Annotated in this window: 19 protein-coding genes; 8 read left to right on the forward strand and 11 right to left on the reverse strand. The window is 70.6% G+C overall.

The window, feature by feature from the left end; genetic code table 11:
• Positions 1 to 8 precede the first annotated feature (8 nt).
• Positions 9 to 653: a TetR/AcrR family transcriptional regulator C-terminal domain-containing protein gene (locus ACZ601_RS32375; RefSeq protein WP_469544669.1), complete on the reverse strand. Its 645-nt coding sequence runs from the start codon at positions 651 to 653 to the stop codon at positions 9 to 11.
• A 59-nt stretch (positions 654 to 712) separates the two neighbouring features.
• Here ACZ601_RS32375 and ACZ601_RS32380 point away from each other — a divergent pair, with 59 nt between their 5' ends.
• Positions 713 to 2,137, forward strand: a complete 1,425-nt coding sequence (locus ACZ601_RS32380; protein ID WP_469544671.1) for an FAD-dependent monooxygenase — start codon at positions 713 to 715, stop codon at positions 2,135 to 2,137.
• A gap of 18 nt (positions 2,138 to 2,155) precedes the next feature.
• A complete protein-coding gene (locus tag ACZ601_RS32385) occupies positions 2,156 to 2,614 on the forward strand; it encodes a MarR family winged helix-turn-helix transcriptional regulator (protein WP_440576658.1) in 459 nt (152 codons plus the stop codon).
• A 38-nt stretch (positions 2,615 to 2,652) separates the two neighbouring features.
• On the opposite strand, the gene leuE is transcribed toward ACZ601_RS32385, so the two are convergent.
• The gene (leuE, locus tag ACZ601_RS32390; protein ID WP_440576657.1) at positions 2,653 to 3,321 is read right to left on the reverse strand and encodes a leucine efflux protein LeuE; all 669 of its coding nucleotides are present in this window, start codon (positions 3,319 to 3,321) and stop codon (positions 2,653 to 2,655) included.
• A gap of 302 nt (positions 3,322 to 3,623) precedes the next feature.
• Between leuE and ACZ601_RS32395 the strand changes: the two genes are divergently transcribed.
• A complete protein-coding gene (locus tag ACZ601_RS32395) occupies positions 3,624 to 4,562 on the forward strand; it encodes a L,D-transpeptidase family protein (protein WP_469544674.1) in 939 nt (312 codons plus the stop codon).
• A gap of 185 nt (positions 4,563 to 4,747) precedes the next feature.
• Here ACZ601_RS32395 and ACZ601_RS32400 read toward each other — a convergent pair whose 3' ends face one another.
• The gene (locus ACZ601_RS32400) at positions 4,748 to 5,977 is read right to left on the reverse strand and encodes a hypothetical protein (protein WP_469544676.1); all 1,230 of its coding nucleotides are present in this window, start codon (positions 5,975 to 5,977) and stop codon (positions 4,748 to 4,750) included.
• Entirely contained in the window at positions 5,977 to 6,795 is an 819-nt protein-coding gene (locus tag ACZ601_RS32405) for an RNA polymerase sigma factor (protein ID WP_469544834.1), read from the reverse strand. Before ACZ601_RS32405 ends, ACZ601_RS32400 begins: the two co-directional genes overlap by 1 nt.
• Before the next feature lie 569 nt (positions 6,796 to 7,364).
• On the opposite strand from ACZ601_RS32405, the gene ACZ601_RS32410 reads away from it, so the two are divergent.
• A complete protein-coding gene (locus tag ACZ601_RS32410; protein WP_469544677.1) occupies positions 7,365 to 8,540 on the forward strand; it encodes a UDP-N-acetylglucosamine--N-acetylmuramyl-(pentapeptide) pyrophosphoryl-undecaprenol N-acetylglucosamine transferase in 1,176 nt (391 codons plus the stop codon).
• Between the two features lie 19 nt (positions 8,541 to 8,559).
• Here ACZ601_RS32410 and ACZ601_RS32415 read toward each other — a convergent pair whose 3' ends face one another.
• The 4 genes from ACZ601_RS32415 to ACZ601_RS32430 are packed head-to-tail and all read right to left on the reverse strand — an operon-like array spanning position 8,560 to position 12,155.
• Positions 8,560 to 8,991 (reverse strand): arsenate reductase/protein-tyrosine-phosphatase family protein, encoded by a 432-nt coding sequence (locus tag ACZ601_RS32415; RefSeq protein WP_469544680.1) that lies wholly within the window; start codon positions 8,989 to 8,991, stop codon positions 8,560 to 8,562.
• Positions 8,991 to 10,124 (reverse strand): DegT/DnrJ/EryC1/StrS family aminotransferase, encoded by a 1,134-nt coding sequence (locus ACZ601_RS32420; protein ID WP_469544682.1) that lies wholly within the window; start codon positions 10,122 to 10,124, stop codon positions 8,991 to 8,993. Before ACZ601_RS32420 ends, ACZ601_RS32415 begins: the two co-directional genes overlap by 1 nt.
• A complete protein-coding gene (locus ACZ601_RS32425) occupies positions 10,121 to 11,131 on the reverse strand; it encodes an ATP-grasp domain-containing protein (RefSeq protein WP_469544684.1) in 1,011 nt (336 codons plus the stop codon). Before ACZ601_RS32425 ends, ACZ601_RS32420 begins: the two co-directional genes overlap by 4 nt.
• Positions 11,121 to 12,155, reverse strand: coding sequence for a dTDP-glucose 4,6-dehydratase (locus ACZ601_RS32430; protein WP_469544686.1), 1,035 nt, complete (start codon positions 12,153 to 12,155; stop codon positions 11,121 to 11,123). Before ACZ601_RS32430 ends, ACZ601_RS32425 begins: the two co-directional genes overlap by 11 nt.
• Positions 12,156 to 12,356: 201 nt before the next feature.
• Here ACZ601_RS32430 and ACZ601_RS32435 point away from each other — a divergent pair, with 201 nt between their 5' ends.
• Complete coding sequence (locus ACZ601_RS32435) at positions 12,357 to 13,703, forward strand: hypothetical protein (RefSeq protein WP_469544688.1); 1,347 nt, start codon at positions 12,357 to 12,359, stop codon at positions 13,701 to 13,703.
• A 240-nt stretch (positions 13,704 to 13,943) separates the two neighbouring features.
• Here ACZ601_RS32435 and ACZ601_RS32440 read toward each other — a convergent pair whose 3' ends face one another.
• The 3 genes from ACZ601_RS32440 to ACZ601_RS32450 form a co-directional block, all read right to left on the reverse strand.
• The gene (locus ACZ601_RS32440; RefSeq protein WP_469544690.1) at positions 13,944 to 14,573 is read right to left on the reverse strand and encodes a hypothetical protein; all 630 of its coding nucleotides are present in this window, start codon (positions 14,571 to 14,573) and stop codon (positions 13,944 to 13,946) included.
• A gap of 91 nt (positions 14,574 to 14,664) precedes the next feature.
• On the reverse strand, positions 14,665 to 15,591 hold the full coding sequence (locus ACZ601_RS32445) for a DUF4328 domain-containing protein (RefSeq protein ID WP_469544692.1): 927 nt from the start codon (positions 15,589 to 15,591) through the stop codon (positions 14,665 to 14,667).
• A gap of 183 nt (positions 15,592 to 15,774) precedes the next feature.
• Positions 15,775 to 17,382 carry a beta-N-acetylhexosaminidase gene (locus tag ACZ601_RS32450; protein WP_469544694.1) on the reverse strand — a complete coding sequence of 536 codons (1,608 nt, stop codon included), beginning with the start codon at positions 17,380 to 17,382 and terminating at the stop codon, positions 15,775 to 15,777.
• 337 nt (positions 17,383 to 17,719) lie between these two features.
• Between ACZ601_RS32450 and ACZ601_RS32455 the strand changes: the two genes are divergently transcribed.
• The 3 genes from ACZ601_RS32455 to ACZ601_RS32465 all read left to right on the forward strand — a co-directional run bounded on the left by ACZ601_RS32455 (position 17,720) and on the right by ACZ601_RS32465 (position 19,471).
• Positions 17,720 to 18,229 (forward strand): 2-oxo-4-hydroxy-4-carboxy-5-ureidoimidazoline decarboxylase, encoded by a 510-nt coding sequence (locus tag ACZ601_RS32455; RefSeq protein ID WP_469544696.1) that lies wholly within the window; start codon positions 17,720 to 17,722, stop codon positions 18,227 to 18,229.
• A 382-nt stretch (positions 18,230 to 18,611) separates the two neighbouring features.
• The gene (gene sdhC, locus ACZ601_RS32460) at positions 18,612 to 18,992 is read left to right on the forward strand and encodes a succinate dehydrogenase, cytochrome b556 subunit (protein WP_073732547.1); all 381 of its coding nucleotides are present in this window, start codon (positions 18,612 to 18,614) and stop codon (positions 18,990 to 18,992) included.
• 5 nt (positions 18,993 to 18,997) lie between these two features.
• Positions 18,998 to 19,471 (forward strand): succinate dehydrogenase hydrophobic membrane anchor subunit, encoded by a 474-nt coding sequence (locus ACZ601_RS32465; RefSeq protein ID WP_390086495.1) that lies wholly within the window; start codon positions 18,998 to 19,000, stop codon positions 19,469 to 19,471.
• Positions 19,472 to 19,474: the final 3 nt, after the last annotated feature.

A 19,474-nucleotide genomic window follows, 5' to 3' on the forward strand; every position in this document is an offset into this window, starting at 1 on the left:
CCGGGGCCTCAGCGCCCCCCGTACCGCGCCTCGATGCCCGCGATGATGAGCCGAAGGCCGTCCTCGAAGCGTTCGTCGTAGTTGGCGAAGATCTCGGAGCCGGCCGCCGCGGCGAGCGGGTAGCGGGCCAGCCGCTCGGCGCGTTCGGCGACGTCGAAGCCCTCCCGCCGCTGGTCCGGCATCGGGCGCACGCCCTGTTCCTCGCTGACGAAGCCCATCGTGTAGGAGTACGCGGTGGTGCCCGCTCGGACCGCCTGCCACAGCTCGAAGCCCGCGTCGACCATGGTCCGCAGATGCCCTTCGAGCCCGTCGGCGTGGTCGGTGCCGGTGAACTGCGCGCCCCCGTAGACCTTCGCCCCGTCGCGGTAGCGCAGCAGGCCTCGGCGCAGTCCGCTGTTGTAGGCGACGAGCTGCTCCTGCCAGCCCTGCGGCGTCGGGCCCGGCAGGTCCTCCTCAAGCATCCGGCGGTACATCACGGTGGCCATCTCGTCGAGCAGTGCCTGCTTGTCCTTGAAGTGCCAGTAGAGCGCGGGCGCCTTGACGTCCAGCTCCCTGGCGATGGCGCGCAGGGTGAGCCCGTCCAGGCCCACCTCGTTCAGCAGCCGCAGCGCCGTGTCGGCCACCCGGGACCGGTCGATCTTCGTCGTACCCACCCGGTCAAGTTAACAGCCCCGCCTTGACAACTTAACAACGTTAAGCGCAGACTCCCGACATGGAACTTAACAGCGTTAAGGAAACTGAGGTGCTGATCGTCGGCGCCGGTCCGTGCGGTCTCGCCCTCGCCTGCGACCTGGCCCGCCGGGGCGTGCCCGCCCTCCTCGTGGAGCAGGCCCCCGCGCTCTTCCCCGGCTCGCGCGGCAAGGGAATCCAGCCCCGCACCCGGGAGGTCCTGGACGACCTCGGGGTGGGCGACGCGGTCCGCGAGCACGGCGGTCCGGCCCCGGTCGGGATGGTCTGGCAGAACGGCGAGCGGACGGACGAGCACCGGATGTTCCGGGTGGCGGCGCCGACGGAAGCCGAGCCGTACGGGGAACCGTGGCTGATGCCGCAGTGGCGGACCCAGGAGATCCTGCTGGCCCGGCTGCGGGAGCTGGGCGGCGACGTGGTGTTCGACACCGCGCTGACCGGCCTCGACCAGGACCCGGACGGGGTCACCGCCCAGTTGTCCACCGGCCCGGTCCGCGCCTCCTACCTGGTCGCGGCGGACGGCGGGCGCTCCACGGTGCGGCGGGCGCTGGGCATCGCGATGACCGGGGAGACGGTGGACCCGGCACCGATGCTGGTGGCCGACGTACGGGTCGCCGGGGACGCGCTCGACCGCCTCAACTGGCACATGATGAACACCGGCTCCGGGTTCATCGCGCTGTGCCCGCTGCCCGGCACCGAGGACTTCCAGCTGGCCGCCCAGTTCAAGGAGGGCGAGCCCGACACCTCTGCGGAGGGGGTGCGCGCGCTGGTCGCCGCACGCACACACCTGGAGGCGGCGGACGTCACCGAGGTGCGCTGGTCCTCCGACTTCCGGCCGCGCGCCGCCCTGGCCGACCGCTTCCGCGAGGGCCGGGTCTTCCTGGCGGGGGACGCGGCCCACGTCCACTCCCCGGCGGGCGGACAGGGGCTGAACACCAGCGTCCAGGACGCGTACAACCTCGGCTGGAAGCTCGGCCAGGTGCTCGGCCACGGCGCGTCCCCGGCCCTGCTGGACACGTACGAGCAGGAGCGCCGGCCGGTCGCCGCCGAGGTGCTCGGCCTGTCCACCCGGATCCACCGGGGCGAGCAGGAGCGCGGCGCGGCCGCCCAGCAACTCGGCGTCGGCTACCGGGGCGGCCCGCTCTCCTCGGGCCGCGCGGGCGTGCTGGAGGCCGGTGACCGCGCCCCGGACGGGCCCTGCGGCGACCGGCGGCTGTTCGACGTCTACCGGGGACCGCACTTCACGCTGCTGGCGGTCGGCACCGACGCGGAGCCGGACGGGTCCGCCGTTCCGGAAAGGGTCCTGGTACACCGTGTCGACGCGTACGAAGCGTACGGCGAAGGACTGTTCCTGGTCCGGCCGGACGGCTACATCGGCTGGGCGGGCGAGGACGTCACCGGGCTCGCCGGGTACCTGGCACCGCTGGGCCTTGACCTCAAGCGCGGTTGAGTTCCTACCTTCGGCGTCATGGACTACTCACATGACGACGAAGGTCTCGCCAGGCAGCCGATCGGCTACTGGAGCTGGGCCGCACACACCGCGACCGTGGGCCACATCCGGTCCGCCCTCGCCGAACACGGCCTGACGCAGCCCCGCTGGTGGGTGCTGAACCAACTGGCCGACGCGGACGAATCGGGCCGCCCCCGGGCGGAGGTGGTCACCCTGCTGCGCGGCTACCTCGACGTCGGGGACGGCATGGAACCCGAGGTCGACGCCCTGATCGAGCAGGCCCTGATCACCCAGGACGACGCCACCCGGCTGCGGCTGACCCCCGAGGGCGGCGAGCTGCGCACCCGGGCCCACGCACGCGTCGCGCGGGCGAGCGCGGAAATCCACGACGGCATCCCGCCCGAGGAGTTCGTCCGCACCATGAAGGTGCTCCAGCGCATGATCCACAACGTCGGCGGCAAGGCCTGGCACCACTGACGGCACCGAGCCGGTCCGGGCCGGACCCGCGCGTCCGGTCAGACGCTGCTGAGCGACAGCTTCGCGGCGAAGCCCAGGAACAGCACGCCCGCCGCCGAAGTGGCTCCCGCCGAGAGCCGCTTGCGGCGGCGGAACGCGGCCGACAGCCGGGTACCGCCGAAGATCAGCGCGGAGAGGTACAGGAAGCTGGCGACCTGGAGCAGCGTGCCCAGCAGCAGGAAGGAGAGCGCCGGATAGGCGTATCCCGGATCGACGAACTGCACGAAGAACGAGATCAGGAACAGGATGGCCTTCGGGTTGAACAGGCTGACCACCAGCGCCCGCCGGTACGGCCGCTCCATGGTGCCGATCGCCTCGGCCCCGTCCGCGGACTCGCCCGTCAGCTCGGCCACCCGCCGGTGCCGCTCACGCCACATGGACACCGCGGCCCGCAGCATCCCGAAGGCCAGCCAGGTCAGATAGCCCGCCCCGGCGAACTTCACCACGGCGAACAGCACGGGCGTCGTCTGCAGCAGCGACGACGCCCCCAGCGCGGACAGGGTCATCAGCACGGTGTCCCCGGTCCACACCCCGGCCGCGGCCACATAGCCGGTCCGCACCCCGCGCCGGGCGGCGACGGACAGCACGTAGAGCGAGTTCGGGCCCGGCAGCAGAACGATCAGCACGAGGCCGGCGAGATAGGTCGGAAGGTCAGTGACACCCAGCATGAAACGGAGTGTCGCACGCGGGTACGACACTCCGGATACGGGGTTCAGGTCCTGGGACGGAGCGCCCCGTCAATCCTCGTCGCCGTTGAGCAGACGGTCCACGGAGAGCTCCATCTCGAGCTTATCCAGGGCCACGGACAATCGGCGAGAGATCACCCTTGCGAGTGCTGTCGCGCCCAACGCTCCGGCCACTGACCGGTAACGATCAATCTCGATAACGCTTTCGCCGTCATGCACAGGATTCGGCAACCGGGCAGGGCGGGAATCCGTCCCATGAGATAACGGAGACCCAGGGGGCCGAGATGATACGCACCAGAAGGACCGTGCACGGCCGCGCGCACCGTCACAGCCGTGCCGCGGCGACGGCCGGCGCCGCCGTCGCCGTCCTCGCGCTGACCGCCGTGACCGCGGGGTGCGAACCGCAGGCCGCGGGCAGCACGCCGTCCGCCCCGTCACCCGCGCCGACGAGCGGCAGCCCCACCGACGACGCCAAGCCCGGCGCGGACGAGCCGGGGACGCCGACGCCGTCCGCGAGCACGGCGCCCGGCAAACCGGCGAGCACACCGCCGAAGCCCACGGCGACGCGCGCACCCGCACCCGACCCGCAGGGCAAGGTGCTGATGGCGAGCGGCGCGCAGGGCAAGCAGGTGCGCGAGCTCCAGGCCCGGCTGCGCCAGATCGGCCACTTCAACCGCACCCCCACCGGCTACTACGGAACCGTCACGGTCACCGCGGTGCAGTCGTTCCAGGGCAAGCGCGGACTGTCCCGCACCGGCAAGGCGGACACGCTCACCTGGCAGAAGCTGCTCGGCATGACCCACGAGCCGACGGCGGCGGAGCTGAACCCGCCGACCACCCGGCCGGTCGCGAAGCCGGACAAGCGGTGCATGAAGGGCCGGGTGATCTGCATCAGCAAGAACAGCCGGTCGCTGTCCTGGATGATCGACGGCAAGGTCATCTCGTCGATGGACGTGCGGTTCGGCTCGCAGTACACACCGACCCGCGAGGGCACCTTCTCCGTCTACTGGAAGTCCCGGCACCATGTGTCGACGCTCTACGACTCCCCGATGCCGTACGCGATGTTCTTCAGCGGCGGGCAGGCGGTGCACTACTCCTCGGACTTCGCGGCCCGCGGCTACAACGGCGCCTCGCACGGCTGCGTCAACGTCCGGGACGAGGGGAAGATCGCCTCGCTGTACGCCCAGGTCCGCAAGGGCGACAAGGTCGTCGTCTACAACTGAACGGCCTGAACGGTCTGAACGGGTGAGGGGCGCGGGCGGGACCGGGGGAACGTGTCCCGCCCGCGCCGTTGCGCCGAGCCGAAGGTACGGGGGGAACCCCGGCTCAGGACGCTGCCGATGACCAGTCGGCTCACTCTGTACTGCGTCCGCGTGCCGAAAAACGTCACACCCGGTGGCGGACGGGGTCAGCGGGCCTCGGCGGGCACCAACGGCGGCGAGGCACCGGCGTCCGTTCCGGGGTCCGCCGCGAGTTCCGCACCGGGGTCCGTCGCGGGTTCCGGTCCGGCGAACGCGGCCGACGGCTGCGGGGCCACGGGGGAGAAGCCGATCGACGGGAGGGAGCCGAAGCCGCCGGAGGTCGACCGGCCGTCGCCGTCCGAACCACCGCCGCTGCCGCTGTCGCCGCCGTCGTCGCCGTCCTGGCCGCTGCCACCGCTGCCACCACTGCCGCTGTTGTCGCCGTCGCCACCCTTGCCGTCGGCCGCGTCGAGCATCCGCTCGCAGAACCGGTCCAGGTTGCGGGCGCCCTTGGCCAGCGCTTCGAGGCGGCCTCTGCGGTCGTCGTCGAGCTTGCCGTCGCGGTAGTCGCGGCAGGCCTTCAGCGTCTTGGCGTACCAGGCGCCCGAGGTGTCGGGCGGCGAGGTACCGGGCTGCCCGGAGCCGTCGTGGTCACCGCCCGTGCCCTTGGTGCTGTCCGGGACGCCGCCGGCCGGGTCCTCGTGCGTTCCGGCGCCGGTCCCGCCGTCGGTGGCGGTTCCGGTGGGTCCTGGCCCCTCCGTGCCGCTGCCGCCGGGGCGGGCGGAGTCCCGGGCCTCCGGGGGCGAACTCTTCGGGCTCGGCGTGCCGGACGGCGACTCCGGCGTCCCGTCGTCGGTCGTGAGACCCGAGCCGAGCTCCTCGGGCGAGGCGGCGGCCGACACCGACGTCGCCGGACCGGGGGCATGCCGGCCGAAGGGTCCGGGCAGCACCCCGGTCCCGGCGGCCACCGCCACCCCGCCGATCGCGCAGCAGGCGAGGGAGGCGACCAGACCGAAGCGGACGGGCCGGCTCCAGCTCGGCGGCCGGGCGCCGGCACCGGCGCCCGACCCGTTGCCGGAACCGGCCCTGCCTATGTGCACGGGTGCGAGCATGCCGCCGCCCCCGTCCGGACCGGCGGCGGACCCGCGGCCGGAACGCGCGGACCCGGAGCGGGCACGGGCCGCGGAGCGCGGGGCGGCGCGGAAGGCGGCCAGGGCGGCGGCCTCACCGGGGAGTTCACCGGCGGCCGGGCGGGCGGACCGGGCCGCGGCATCCAGCGCGGCCGCGAGCCTGTCGGCATCCTGTCCCTGCTGGCCGTCGACGGGATCGACCGGTTCACGGCGGAGAAGTTTCTCCGCCGCTTCCTTGTCAAGCCATTCGTACTGCTCGTCGGCCATCACATGTCCTTCTGCGTCCAAAGACGCGAATGCGTCACACCGGCGGGCGCCACCAGGCCGGTGCGGGAGGGGCGCTGCGCGGGTACGGCGCCCAGTTCCGCCGTCCGTCCGGCCGCACTCCCGTGCGGTGCCTGTACGGGGGCCGGCCCGTCGGCCTGCCTGGGGACGCCGCCGTCCGTCCGGCCCTCCTCCGCGTGGCCCGGACCGCCGCCGTCCCCGTCCCTTTCCCCGTCCCCGGGATGCGCGGTGCCGTCCGGCACGTCCGCGCTGTCCGCCCGCAGCAGCTCGGCGAGCCGCTTCAGCCCGCGATGCGCGGCGGTCCGTACCGCACCCGGCCGCTTGCCCAGCGTCTGCGCCGCGCTCTTCGCGTCCAGCCCGACCACCACACGCAACACGACGGCCTCGGCCTGGTCCTGCGGCAGCTGGGCGATGAGCGACATGGTGCGCCCGGTGGACAGGGCCTCGATCGCCTCGGCCGCGGTGTCGGACTCGGCGGGCTTCTCGGACAGTTCGGCCTCGTCGCCGCCGGCCGAGGGGCGCCTGCCGCGCATCCGCAGATGGTCCAGGGCACGGTTACGCGCTATGCGCGCCGCCCATCCCCGGAACCGGTCCGCGTCCCCGCTGAACCGGTCGAGGTCGCGCGCTATCTGGAGCCAGGACTCGGACGCCACGTCCTCGGCGTCCGGCTCCCCCACCAGCGTCCTTATGTAGCCCAGCAACCGCGGCTGCACAGCGCGGTACACAGTCCGGAAGGCGTCCTCGTCCCCGTCCTGCGCCGCGAGCACCGCGGCGGTAAGCCCCGCGTCGTCCCCCAGCACTCCCTCAACCTGCCCTGCTGTCCTGAATCGCAGCTGGTCACCACTGCCGCGCCACCCTGCGCGAATCAGCACGCTACGTCCTTCGCGGGCATCACGTCCATGACTTGTACAACCCGCAACATTGTGCGGACGCGAAGCGGTGTGACAGAAATCGCGGTCCCGACGCTGAGATGAGTACGGGGTCGTTCCGCGGCCCCGCGGAAGACGACCGGGGCCTCTCCTGTGGGGGGTGGCGGCCCCGGTCGTCGTTCCGACACGTGGTCGCTTGACCAGGCGCTTTGTGGGCCGCCTACCTCCTTTGTGACCAACGGCGTGACCAACGCGCCGGCGAATCCTCTCGGGCGAGCGCGTTCTCGGACGCCAGGTCCCCCGGTGACCAGCACTTTCCAACGCTCACCCGACCCAGCGGCGTTCAGTCGTTGCGGGAGCCCAGGACAAACTCCTGACACCTTCCCTACGGCGCCGGAGGGAGTCCACGCGAAGATCGCGCCCGAAAGGGCAACCCGGGCGCCTCCGTCGCCGAGACGATCGCGAACGATCACCGGACAGCAGCCATTAGAGTGCTCAGCGTGAACACCGCGCCTCAGCAAACGGCCGTTTTCCGCCTGATCGTGACGGGCGGTGGCACCGGCGGTCACACGTACCCCGCTCTCACCGCGATCCGCACCTTGCAGGCACGCCTGGCGGCTTTCGGCCGCACCCTCGACGTCCTGTGGATCGGAACGGCCGAGGGCCTGGAGGCCCGGGTCGCCGGCGCGGAGGGCATCCCGTTCACCACCGTCGCCACGGGCAAGATCCGGCGTCACGCGAACCCTCTGAAGATGGTGTCTCCTGCCAACGTCCGGGACATGGCGCGCGTGCCGCTCGGGGTCGCCCAAGCACGCAGCGCTGTCTCCGCCTTCGGGCCGGACGTCGTGCTCGCCACGGGCGGTTACGTAGCCGTGCCGGCCGGGCTCGCCGCCAAGATGTGTCGGGTCCCTCTGGTCCTGCACGAGCAGACAGTCCGCCTCGGCCTCGCCAACCGGAAGCTCGCCGGCTCCGCCGCGCGGATCGCCGTGTCCTCGGAGTCGACCCTGCCGCTCCTGCCGGAGAGCGTCCGGTCGGCGGCGGTGGTCACCGGCAACCCCGTACGTCCGGAGGTCCTGACCGGCCACCCGGACAAGGCCGTGACCGCGCTCGGCCTCCACAGCTTCGACCGGCGGCTCCCGACGGTGTACGTCACCGGGGGCGCGCAGGGCTCGCAGCAGATCAACGACGTGGTCGGCGGCGAACTGCCGTGGCTGCTGGAGCGCGCCAACGTGGTGCACCAGTGCGGCCCGGCCCACCAGGAGGCGCTGTCCGCGCGCGCCGCAGGGCTTCCCGCCTCCCTCGCCGCCCGGTACCACCTCACGGCCTTCGTCGGACCGGAGTTGCCGGACGTCCTGGCCCTGGCCGATCTCGTGATCTCCCGCAGCGGCGCGGGCACCCTGGCCGAGCTGACCGCCCTGGGCAAGCCCGCCGTCTTCGTCCCGCTCGCCACGGCAGCCGGGAACGAACAGTCCCACAACGCCCGCCACCTGGAGGAGTCCGGGGCGGCGGTAGCGCTCCTCGGAGACGTCAATGGCCGGCACCTGCGCGAGGCGGTCGGACCGCTCCTCGACGAACCGGAGCTCCGGGCCACGATGGCCGCAGCGGCCAGGGCCCACGGTCGTCCGGACGCTGCGGAAAGGCTCGTGGACGTGATCCTTTCCGCAGCGTCCCGGTAACAGCGCGGCCCGCAGTGGGCTACGTGATCCGTCCACCGGTATGGAGCATGGTGCCGACTTCAATGAGCACAGCGCAGTCATGGAACGCGGCGTCGTCCTGGCCCATCGGGTCGGGCACGTCCCGGTCGGCCAGGTAGAGGCGCAGTTTGTTCTCGTTCTCCGGACCGCAGACGGCCCGGAGGGTGGCGAGAACGGAGGCGTCCATGGCGAGTACCGTGTCCGCCCACTCCAGCATGTCCAGGCTGATCTGCTGGGCGCGGTGGGCAGTAAGGTCGTAGCCCAGCCGCCGCGCGGCGTTGATCATGGCGGAATGGGCTGGCTGATCCTGCCATTTGCCGATCAGTCCGGCCGAGCGGACGGTCATATGTGGTCCGCCCCGTCGAGCGAGAGCAAGCTGGGCGAAGGGGCTACGGCAGTAGTTCCCCAGACACACGACGAGCAGATTCGACATTATGAGCCGCCTGTGGCCTTGAGTGCTTGTCCGAGGGTGGTCACCACTCGGTGGACGTCTGCCTCGGTGAGGTGCTGGTGGAAGGGCAGGCTCAGGACTTCCCGGCTGACCCGTTCGGTGGCGGGCAGGTCACGCGTCCAGCGTGCGAAGGCGGGCTGAAGGTGGTTGGGCGGGTAGTGAACGCCGACGCCGATGTTCCTTGCCCGTAGGTGGGCGAATACGCGGTCCCGGTGCGGTACGCGTACCTGACACAGGTGCGGCACCGTGTGGTCGAGGTCGACATCGACGAGCGTCACCCCCTCCAGCGCCTCCAGGGCATCGCTGTAGGTGCGCCACAAATGCCGCCGGGAGCGCACGGTGGCGTCAAAATGGTCGAACTGTGCGAGCCCGATGGCGGCGTTGATGGACGAGAGCTGATACCGCAGGCCGAAGCCTTCCACCCGGTAGCTGGTGGTCTCAGCGCGTTCACTCTGGGACTGCGTGACGCCCAGCATGCGAAGTCGGCGGACAGTGGCGGCCTCCTCGGGCGTACGGGGGACGACGGCCCCGCCCTGGCCACACGTCAGATTCTTGACCGGTCCGAAGGAAAGGCACGTCAAGGCCGTGTCGTCGGCGCCGACGTGTTGGGACCCGCAGTGAGAGCCGAAGGCATGGGCGGCATCCTCGATGACCACGATGCCCCGCTCCGCCAACTCCTCGTGAGTGGAACTGAGGTCGACGGCCCGGCCACCGAAGAGCACCGGCAGTACGGCGGCCGTGTCATCAGTGACTGCGCCCATGACGAGTCGCGGGGTGACGCACAACGTCGCCGGGTCTACGTCGATGAACCGCGGGGCAGCTCCTACAGCCCGGATGGCCTGCACAGTGGCGCAGAACGTCATGGACGGCACGATCACCTCGTCGCCAAGGCCGATGCCTGTGGCCAGCAGGGCACTGTGCAGGGCAGCGGTACCGGAACTGACGGCCACCACGTCGGGTACGCCGAGGTACACGGCGACCCGCCTCTCGAATTCGGCGGTGAGGTCAGTGTGTCCGTACTGGCCGGCCTCCAGGACTCGGGCGACAGACGCCGCTTCTCTTCCGTAGAGGTACGGGGATGCGTTGCGCCGGGCGTCGGGGATGGTCAGGCTCATGTGGTTACCCCGTTCATGGCGATGCGCTTCAGGTCGGCCGTCTCACCGACGGCCAACGTCTCGACGTAGTTGGTCAGGAACACCCCTGTCCGGTAGGCCAGGCGGTCATGGTCGACCGGGAGGCCGAACAGTCCGTTGACCATTTGGCCGACCAGGTCGGCTCCGGCCGCCTCGGTCAGCGGGAACCCGCCGGCGATCCGGACGTTCAGTTCGGTGATGGTGACCTGCCCGTCCGCCTGGACGAAACCTTGTACACAGCACAGGCCCTCGGCGCGTACAGCACGTAGGGCGGCCAGTACGAGATCGAGCACGATGGTGTCGCGGAAGGTGGTGGAGACTGCGGCGAGTCCGGCCTTCACCAGGTCCCGGCGGCGCAGGATCGCCGACGCTCGGCCGGTGCGGTCCACCAGGCAGTCTGCCGTGAACTCGGTTCCGTACAACCGCTCCTGCACCATGGCGTCAGGGATCACCTCGCTCAGCAGCAGGGCGTGCTCCTTCCTCTCGACGAAGTGGACGTGCTGGGCGCCGTGGCCGCGCCGGGGCTTTACCACCAACTGTGTGTTCCCGGGGACCCGGTCGAGGGTGTCGCCCCACCATGACCGAGGGGTTGGCACCCCCTGCTCGGTGAGCACACGATGAAAGGCTGCCTTGTCGATGCATGTGTGTACCGATGAAGGTTCGGGCAGCCACATACGCACACCGATCTCCTCCAGCCGAGAACTCATGCGCAGCAGCGGCGGAAGATCGTTCTCGATGGCGGGTACCACCGCGTCTACCGCCAGCGCCCGGCACAGCCCGGTCATGCGGGCCCGGTAGTCCTGGTCGTCAGCTGCCGGAATGACCTGAGGCACGACTTGTGGGAGCAGGAAGCCTGGGGCAAGAGGGTTGGCGTCGGCGGCGATGACTCGGTGGCCGAGGCGGGTAAGGCTCCGGGCCAGCCCAAAGCCGGGGTTGGCTCCCGTACCGGTGACCAGGATCCGGCGCGGTGCGATCGGGTCAGCAGGCACGGTCGCCCTCCAGAGGTGCGAGCGCGGGGCGGAAGGCCGGAGCGGTGCGCCGCAGACCGCCGCTCGCGAGCGGGGCCCACCGGTCGGGGTTGCGGCGGTACCACTCGGCGGTTTCAGCCAGCCCATCCTCCAGGCCGCGAGTCGGCCGGTATCCGAGTTGGTTGCGAGCCTTGGACCAGTCGATCGAGTAGCGGACGTCGTTCGAGGGTCGGTCGGGGATGTACGTGACCGCGTCCCACGTCGCGCCGCAGATGTTCAGCAGGTGGCCGGTCAGCTCCTTGCTGGACAGGTCAGTGCCTCCACCGAGGTTGTAGATCTCCCCCGGCTCCCCACCACGCAGCACCGCTTCGATCCCGGCACAGTGGTCTTCTACGTGCAGCCAGTTACGTACGTGCTGTCCCCGGTCGTGGAGAGTGACGGGCGCTCCTCGCAAGAGCCGGGTCACGAAGAGCGGGATGATCTTTTCCGGGTACTGGTAGGGCCCGTAGTTGTTGCTGCTGCGAGTTACACACAGCGGGAGCCCAAGGGTCTGGTGAGCACCCAGGGCTACCAGGTCGGCGGCCGCCTTCGACACCGCGTACGGGACCGAGGGGCGCATGGGTGAAGCCTCGGTCGCTGCTCCCTTCGGCAGCGGGCCGTAGACCTCGTCGGTCGAGACGTGGACGAATTTGGCAATGCCGTGTCGGTGAGCCGCGTCGACAAGCACCCGGGTACCGAGAACATTCGTGGAGAGAAAGCCGTCGGCCGCGTCATAGGAGCGATCGACGTGGGACTCGGCCGCGAAATGCACCACTGCTGTGGGACCGGACCCCATCAAGTTGTCGACGGCAGTCGCGTCTCGGATGTCACCGTGGACGAACCGGAGCTTGTCTGACAAGAACGCCATGCCCAGGTTCTCGATGTGACCGGCGTAGGTGAGGGCGTCGAGGACGGTCACACGGGCGACGTCCTCAGTCTGGATGATCCGCTTGACGAAGTGCGAGCCGATGAAGCCCGCACCTCCTGTGACGAGTACGTGTTTCATGCACGCCTCCCGGAAGAGTGGCGGCCCGGCACATCACGCAGGGAGCCGATGTCAGCAGGCCGTCGAGAGATGCCCGGAACGTCGCCGAGCTGCCCCCACGGTGGGCCGCACACCCCATCGAAGTCTGTATCCCCGATGTGGGCCCGATCTGTGCATCGGGTAGCTACGGTGCCGTACAGACACCAGAGTCGGGGGGTGTGCATGACGACTGAAGCGGTACGCCATCCCCTGACCTACGTGCGCCTGCAACGCGGGTGGAGCATGGAAAAGCTTGCCTATCACCTGAACCTGGCCGCGCAACGCCGCGGTCTTCGCATCGCTGCCGACCGCAGTCGCATCTACCGGTGGGAGCACAGGCGGGTAGGCGCCCCCAGCGACCTCTATCAAGAGCTGCTGGCCGACGTCCTGGGCATCGATCCCGCACGGTGGCGCGCCATGGCATGGCCATGGTGGCTCCCCGCCTACGATCGTCCATTCCCCTTCAGCCCAGCCGGCGTCCGCGCCGCCCACACGGAGTTATTGGTGGATCTCGACCAGCCTGACCGCCGTACCTTCCTCGCCCTCGCCGCCGGATCCTTAGTCGGAATGGCAACCGAATGGGCCCGCGTCGAACCCGAACGTCTGGCCGGGGCTCTGGCCGGGCGCCGCGTCGACGGAAGCTTGCTCACCTGGCTGGAGAGCAGCGTCGAACGTCTCCCCGGACTGGCGAACACATCCCCTCAGGAGTGTGCTGACCTCCTCGGCGCGGCGATGCGCGTCACCATCAACCTGCTCGACTCAGCCCGCTACGACGAACCCACCGGCCGCCGACTGCGTACCGTTCTGGCTCAGGCAGCCCAGAGCGCCGCCTGGCTCCACTTCGACCAAGGCCGCCACGCCTCGGCGCAACGCCACTGGCGCACCGCCCTGCACTCAGCCCACAGCGCGGACGACCGCGACCTCGGAGCCGGAGTCCTCTCCGACCTCGCCTACTCCGCCACCTGGCTCGGCCATCCCGGTGAGGCAGTCGAGATCCTCGCCCTGGCCCGTACCCGGACCCGCCACGCGACCGCCCGCTCCCTGCTGGACGTACGCCGAGCCCGCGCCCTCGCCGTCCTTAAGGACGACGTGGGCACCGCCCGCGCCCTCAACGACGCCGAACACCAACTGGAGCGCGGGCGGGCGCAATCCGCGCCCGCATGGGTGTCCTGGATGTCATCCGCCGACCTCACCGTTGACGCCGGGCGCTGCTGGCTGGACTTGGACGATCCGCGGCGAGCCACAGCCGCGTTGGAGGAGGGCCTGAGCATGCTGGTCCCCGAACGGGAGAGAACCCGCGCCATCATGCTCACCTACCGTGCCCACGCTGCGCTCGCCGCCCACGACGTCGAAGCCGCCGTGTCGGATACCAGAACAGCGCTGGACACCGCCCTGGGGACAGGCGCATCACGGTGCCTCGACCTGGTGCGCAGCACCCTGCGGGAGTCACTCGAACCCCACAAGGGCGAGATCGTCGTTCGCGACCTGCGCTCGTACGCACACCAGCGGCTGACGTCCGTACATGCGTGAACAGCCGGCCCGGACAACGGACAAGCTGGATTCATCGCATGACCAACGCGTGACCAACAGCGCTCAGGAACAGACAGGGACACCTGTGAACAGGCCGAGGCTTCCGGAAGCCACGAACCAGAACCTGGGCCGCAAACTTGCAGGTCATAGGCTCTTGGCGCGCCTGACCGGCCAGGGGTGGCGGCCCCGGTCGTCCTCTTTTCTGCTCAACGCTTGACCTGCCGTTATGTCATGCGTAGGTCACTCACACGGGCGGTGGCCGACCGCGGCCGGCAGTGCCGAGCCGGCAGCGCACGTCTCTTGCCCCCCGACGCGTGCGCGCCGCGAGGCCGCCGCGCGCAGCACGCGCTGTCCCTCGGCCGACACGTCCAGGACCTGACGGAGCCCGGCGCCCGCCGGGGCCGTGTCGGCGATCTCCGCCAGCATCTCCAGGATCCGGGCCTGGCGCGCGGTCTCCCCGGCCAGCAGCGGTCCCGCCCCTCGCGGGTCGCCCGCACGGCAGCGGGCCACCAGCTCCGCGGGGCCGGTGCGTTCGGCGTCGTGGCCGAGGTGGATCTCCAGGGCCAGCACCGAGCAGTCGTCGGCCCAGTCGCGCAGCCCGGCGCCCGCCCGGACCGAGGGGGCCTCGCCGAGCAGTTCGCGGATTCGCCGTACGGTCGCGTCCCCGCCCGGCAGGGCGTCCAGCGCCGCGCGTGCCTCGGCCAGCCGGTCCGGCCAGGCCGCCCCGTCCGCGCAGCCGGCCCAGAGGGGGCGGAGCGGATCGGGGTCCGCGCCGTCGGCGGTCTGCGGCAGGCAGCGGTCGAGGCAGGCGGCCCCGCTCGCGGTCAGGCCCCGCTCGTCGGCGGCGGCGATCAGTTCCAGCAGGCTCATCGGCAGTCTCCCGTCGGCCCTCCCCACGCCGGGACGCATGGGGACGCAGTGCTTCCTGTTACCGCGTTCAGCGCCGAATGGCCGAAAATCGTCACTGCGGGCGGCCGAAACCGCTTGCTGTCCGTAGGGCGTTGCTAAAGCCGGGCGTTGAGCGGAACCGGCCAATGACGGCCCGCTCCCCCTGCATCCTGGTCAGCTTGCGCACGAACAGGATCGCGAAGACCGCGGCCACGATGTCGAGCAGATCGGACACCATCACCATCGAGACGGCGTGCACGATGTCCTGCGGCAGCTCGGCCCGGTCGTAGCGCTGGGTGGCGATTCGGCCGAACACCATCGCGGCCACCCACGCGCCCCACCACAGGTTGACCGGGGCGTGGGAGACCTGGCGCCAGGTGCCGTCGGTGTTGGTCTGCGCGCTCGCGGTCCAGATGCCGCCCGCGATCCGGCGCGGCAGCCACAGCCCGGCGACCGGAACGAACCAGCCACCGATGGCCCAGCCGGGCCTCATCGGCTGAGCGCTCGCGTCGAAGATCTCGGCGTTCGCCCGGACCCGCCAGAACCACAGGAGGAAGCCGACGGCGGTGGCGACGGTGGCGAGGCCCTGAAGGACTCCGGCGGCCCCGTAGAGCGTGTCGGCGCGTTCGGCCTCCGCCTGGTCGATCGCCAGGAAGCCGCCGTAGGAGTCGCCGTCAAGACCGTTGTCGAGCAGCGAGCGGATGTTGAGGTCTGCGGCCACCGCCAGCAGGTCCGCCACGGCGGCCACCACCAGCAGGACAACAACGGCCTTCGCGAGCCCCTCGGGCGACCGCAACCCCTGCTGCGGAGCGGTGAAGGCCGGTGCGGACGAGCCCTGGGCCCTGGCCCGTCCGGCGGTCGGCTGGACGACGGGTGCGGCGGCCCGTCCGGCGGTCGGCTGGACGACGGGTGCGGCGGCCCGTCCGGCGGTCGGCGCGCAGAGCGCGCAGCGTCCGTCGGAGTCGGCCGACGGTCTGGTGCCACAGGTGGAGCACAGCATGGAGAAACCCCCCAGGGTTGTGGGCGCACGGAGATCCCGGGCGCTGACGAGAGCGGATGGCAGAGGCCGCGCGCTCCTCCCCAAGTGCGCGCGGCCTCCGGAACCTAGCTCCCGGCCACTTTCCTGTCCACACGGAATCCACAGGTGCTTCACCAGTTCGGCACTTCTGCCCCGGTTCGGTGCTCAGCCCTTGTCGATCTCCCCGGCCAGCTTCCGGAACCCGTCCCAGCTCAGCTTCGGCATCCCCGGGTCCCACAGCTTCTGGGAGGTCGCCCGCAAGGGCATCCGGATGCCCTTCGCGACCTGCGCCGCGGTCTGGGCGTTCGGCAGATCGCCCCAGACGGCGAACCGGCCGCCGAGGATCTGGCGGGAGTAGCGCGCCGGGACCGGGGTGGTGCCGCGCATGACGAGGGGGGTCCACTGCTCGTAGATCCGCTTGCCGGTGGGGTAGACGAAGTCGTTGGGCTGGCCGAGCACGTAGTAGAGGAACTCGTCGTTGAGATTCAGCATCTGGCGGCCCTCGCGCAGGTACTCGTCCGGCTGCCGGGCGCCGTACTCCTTGCCCGTCCAGTACTCGATCTCGATGTTCTTCTCCGCCTTGACGACGCTGTCGCGGAAGAGGCCGTCGTTCCATGCCTTGGGCTGCTTGCCGTGCGGGCGGACCACCGCCGCGCGGTCGTTGAGCCAGCCGGTGGCGAGGTCCGCGATCCCGGCCTTGGCCCCGTATTTCTTTACGGCCGCCGCCTGGAGCTGCGGGTAGGAGGCGGCCGGGTCCCGCGCCATCAGCGCGAGGTACTCGTCGGCGCCCAGGTGCCAGTACGTGCCGGGGAAGAGCTCCGTGTACTCACCGAGCAGTTCGTCGACGAGTTTCGCCGCGCCCGGCTTGGAGATGTCGAGCGACCCCTGCGAGGCCACGCCGGAGACATTGCGCAGCTGGAGATCGGGGTGGGCGCGCAGGACCGCGCCGAGGTGGCCCGGGGAGTCGATCTCCGGCACCACCTGGATGTGCAGCCGGCCGGCCAGGGCGACGATCTGCCGCACCTGCGCCTTGGTCAGATGCTCGGGCGACACGATCTCGGGGTGAGTGTCGGACTCGACGCGGAAGGCCTGGTCGTCGGAGAAGTGCAGGCCGAGCTGGTTGAGCTTGAGGTCGGCCATGTCGCGCAGCCGGTCCTCGATCCAGCCGACGCTGTAGAACTTGCGTGCGATGTCGAGGTTGAGCCCGCGCTGCGGGCGGTCGGGGCGGTCGCGTACCTCGCCCTCCGGCATGACGCCGTCGGCCCGCACCGACTGCTTGAGGGTGCGGGTCCCGTAGAAGACACCCGCCTGGCCGGGTCCGCTGATCGTGACGCGGCCGTCGTGGGTCTTGAGGGTGTACGACTCGGGCCCACCCTCGGCCGTCGGGGTGAGGGCCAGTTCCACATCGCCGGCCCGCGCCGCCGCCGCGCCCCGGTAGCCGATCTTGAGCTCGCCCGCGAGCAGCCGCCCCTCGTCGGCCAGCCCCTTGCTGCCGTCCGCGATCACCACCGCACTGCCCTTGCCCGGCCGCCAGCCGGGACCGTGGGCGGCGGTGTGCTCACGTACGGCGGGGATGGCGCGGGGCGTCTTGGACAGCGGGTAGCTGCGGGTCCGGGAGGGGGTGGGGGCGGCGGACGTGGCCCCGGGCGCGGTCTGGGAGCCGGACCCGCGTGCGGGGTCGGAGCTGTCGGGCCACAGGACGACGGTGAGCGTCACCGCAGCGGCCGCGGTGACGGCCGCTCCGGCCGCGAGGGCGCCGCGTGAGAGCGACATCGGTCAGAAACCTCCGTTTTTAGCGGGAAAAGGAGCAGAAGTAAGGAGATAGCCGGGCGTTCTCCTCACTATTTCGTACAGCAGCCATTCCGAAACTCTCCGGCCCGCTCTCCCGTCCGGGTGAAATTCGCACATCCGCCGGACGGCCGTTGCCCGGCCTCGATACCTTTGAGGCACATTCGTCTCTCCCTTCACCCTGCATCCACCTGGTCACTCCGATTCCTCTCCACTCCAGGTTCACAGATGCCGCTGATTCGAGGAGCCCACGCTGTCCAGGTCCAGCGAGTCCCACGCCGGCCTGCCGGAGCAACCGCACCGGCCCGTCCGGCGGACCGCCGTGCCCGTACAGAGCTGCGGGCAGGCCCCCGCCCGGCCCGGCCCGTACGCCTTCGGCCTGGGGCATTTCAACACCGCGCCCGCCGCCGACGTCGAGTCCGCCCTGCTGGACTGCTTCGGCAGCCACCGCTGGGCGCAGCGGCTGGCCGCCCACCGCCCCTACCCGGACCTGGACGCCCTGCTGGCCGCCGCTGACGAGGCGGGCTACGACCTCTCCCTCACCGAACGCGCCGAGGCGCTCGCCGCCGAGGTCTCCCCGGCGCTGGCGCCCGACGCGGCCCCCTCCGCGCACCTCGCGCTGGCCGCCGCGCACGCCGCGTACGAGTCGAAGTTCGGGCATGTCTTCGTCATCTGCCTCGACGGGGTCCTCCCGGCCGAGCACCCCGACCAGGTACTGGCGGGCATCCGGGCCAGGCTGGGCCACGATCCAGACCAGGAGCGGGTGGTGACGGCGGACGAAATGCGGCGACTCGCCCGGGGCCGCATCATCGGTCTGGTATCGAGTCAGTAACGGGTTATGGGCGGGTCCGGATGGCCCCTGCCCTGCGGACAGGCCTCGGCCCAGGGCCTTTCGTTTGGATCAGGCCGGATCAGGGAGCGGGGTGTGGTGCGTGTAGCTGCAAGGCGGAGGATTGAGGCAACGCGGAGCGTTGGTGATTGACGACAACGCCGCAGATGCGCGTGCCACACCCCGCGAGCCCGGCCTGATCCAAACGAAAGGCCCTAGCCCGTCCGTGCCTGATTGGTTGCCACTTTGATCACACCAGAGGCCCCGCCGCGAACGAACCGACAAACCGTCGCTACGATGGCCGGGGCCGGTGGACCGTACCCGGCCGGGTCAGACCGACAGTCAAGCCGGCCGACCCCAATCCCCGCTCCCGGAGGGTTCTTCCGTGCCGGCTGGAACGCTGTACCGCGGCCGGGAAGGCATGTGGTCCTGGGTGGCTCATCGAGTCACCGGTGTCCTCATTTTCTTCTTCCTGTTCGTACACGTCCTGGACACCGCTCTCGTCCGTGTCTCCCCCGAGGCCTACGACGAGGTCGTGGCCACGTACAAGACATGGCCCGTCGCGCTCCTCGAATACGGCCTCGTGGCCGCGATTCTCTTCCACGCGCTGAACGGTCTCCGCATCATCGCTGTGGACTTCTGGGCCAAGGGCCCGCGACTCCAGAAGCAGATGCTCTGGACCGTGCTGGGCATCTGGATCGTGCTCATGGTCGGGGCCCTGTACCCCGTCCTCGGCCACGCCGTCCGTTCCATCTTCGGGAGCTGAGGCCCATGTCCACCGAGACTTCCGCGATCGGCGCAGTCGAAGGCGTCAGCCTCTACGATGTCGACAATCCGGCCCCCGTGATCGAGCCCCCGCGTACGCGGACCGGCAAGACGCCCAAGGGGTCGCGCACCAATTTCGAGATGTACGCCTGGCTCTTCATGCGCCTGTCGGGCATCGTCCTGGTCGTCCTGGTCATCGGCCACCTGCTGATCCAGCTGGTGCTGGACGGCGGCGTGTCCAAGGTCGGCTTCGCCTTCGTGGCCGGCCGCTGGGCCTCGCCGTTCTGGCAGATGTGGGACCTGACGATGCTGTGGCTCGCCATGCTGCACGGCGCCAACGGTCTCCGTACGGTCATCAACGACTACGCCGAACGGGACAACACCCGCTTCTGGCTGAAGATGCTGCTGTACACCGCCACGGTGTTCACCGTCCTGCTGGGCACGCTGGTGATCTTCACCTTCGACCCGAACATCCGCTAGGCG

This window comes from Streptomyces sp. NPDC104307, from assembly GCF_055584045.1.

Bases quoted from the DNA above. Each gene is read 5' to 3' on its own strand.
- ACZ601_RS32395 (WP_469544674.1), top strand. From the start codon at position 3,624: ATGATACGCACCAGAAGGACCGTGCACGGCCGCGCGCACCGTCACAGC.
- ACZ601_RS32400 (WP_469544676.1), bottom strand. From the start codon at position 5,977: ATGGCCGACGAGCAGTACGAATGGCTTGACAAGGAAGCGGCGGAGAAA.
- ACZ601_RS32430 (WP_469544686.1), bottom strand. From the start codon at position 12,155: ATGAAACACGTACTCGTCACAGGAGGTGCGGGCTTCATCGGCTCGCAC.
- ACZ601_RS32445 (WP_469544692.1), bottom strand. From the start codon at position 15,591: ATGCTGTGCTCCACCTGTGGCACCAGACCGTCGGCCGACTCCGACGGA.
- ACZ601_RS32450 (WP_469544694.1), bottom strand. From the start codon at position 17,382: ATGTCGCTCTCACGCGGCGCCCTCGCGGCCGGAGCGGCCGTCACCGCG.
- ACZ601_RS32385 (WP_440576658.1), top strand. From the start codon at position 2,156: ATGGACTACTCACATGACGACGAAGGTCTCGCCAGGCAGCCGATCGGC.
- ACZ601_RS32465 (WP_390086495.1), top strand. From the start codon at position 18,998: ATGTCCACCGAGACTTCCGCGATCGGCGCAGTCGAAGGCGTCAGCCTC.
- leuE (WP_440576657.1), bottom strand. From the start codon at position 3,321: ATGCTGGGTGTCACTGACCTTCCGACCTATCTCGCCGGCCTCGTGCTG.
- ACZ601_RS32420 (WP_469544682.1), bottom strand. From the start codon at position 10,124: ATGAGCCTGACCATCCCCGACGCCCGGCGCAACGCATCCCCGTACCTC.
- ACZ601_RS32440 (WP_469544690.1), bottom strand. From the start codon at position 14,573: ATGAGCCTGCTGGAACTGATCGCCGCCGCCGACGAGCGGGGCCTGACC.
- ACZ601_RS32435 (WP_469544688.1), top strand. From the start codon at position 12,357: ATGACGACTGAAGCGGTACGCCATCCCCTGACCTACGTGCGCCTGCAA.
- ACZ601_RS32380 (WP_469544671.1), top strand. From the start codon at position 713: ATGGAACTTAACAGCGTTAAGGAAACTGAGGTGCTGATCGTCGGCGCC.
- ACZ601_RS32415 (WP_469544680.1), bottom strand. From the start codon at position 8,991: ATGTCGAATCTGCTCGTCGTGTGTCTGGGGAACTACTGCCGTAGCCCC.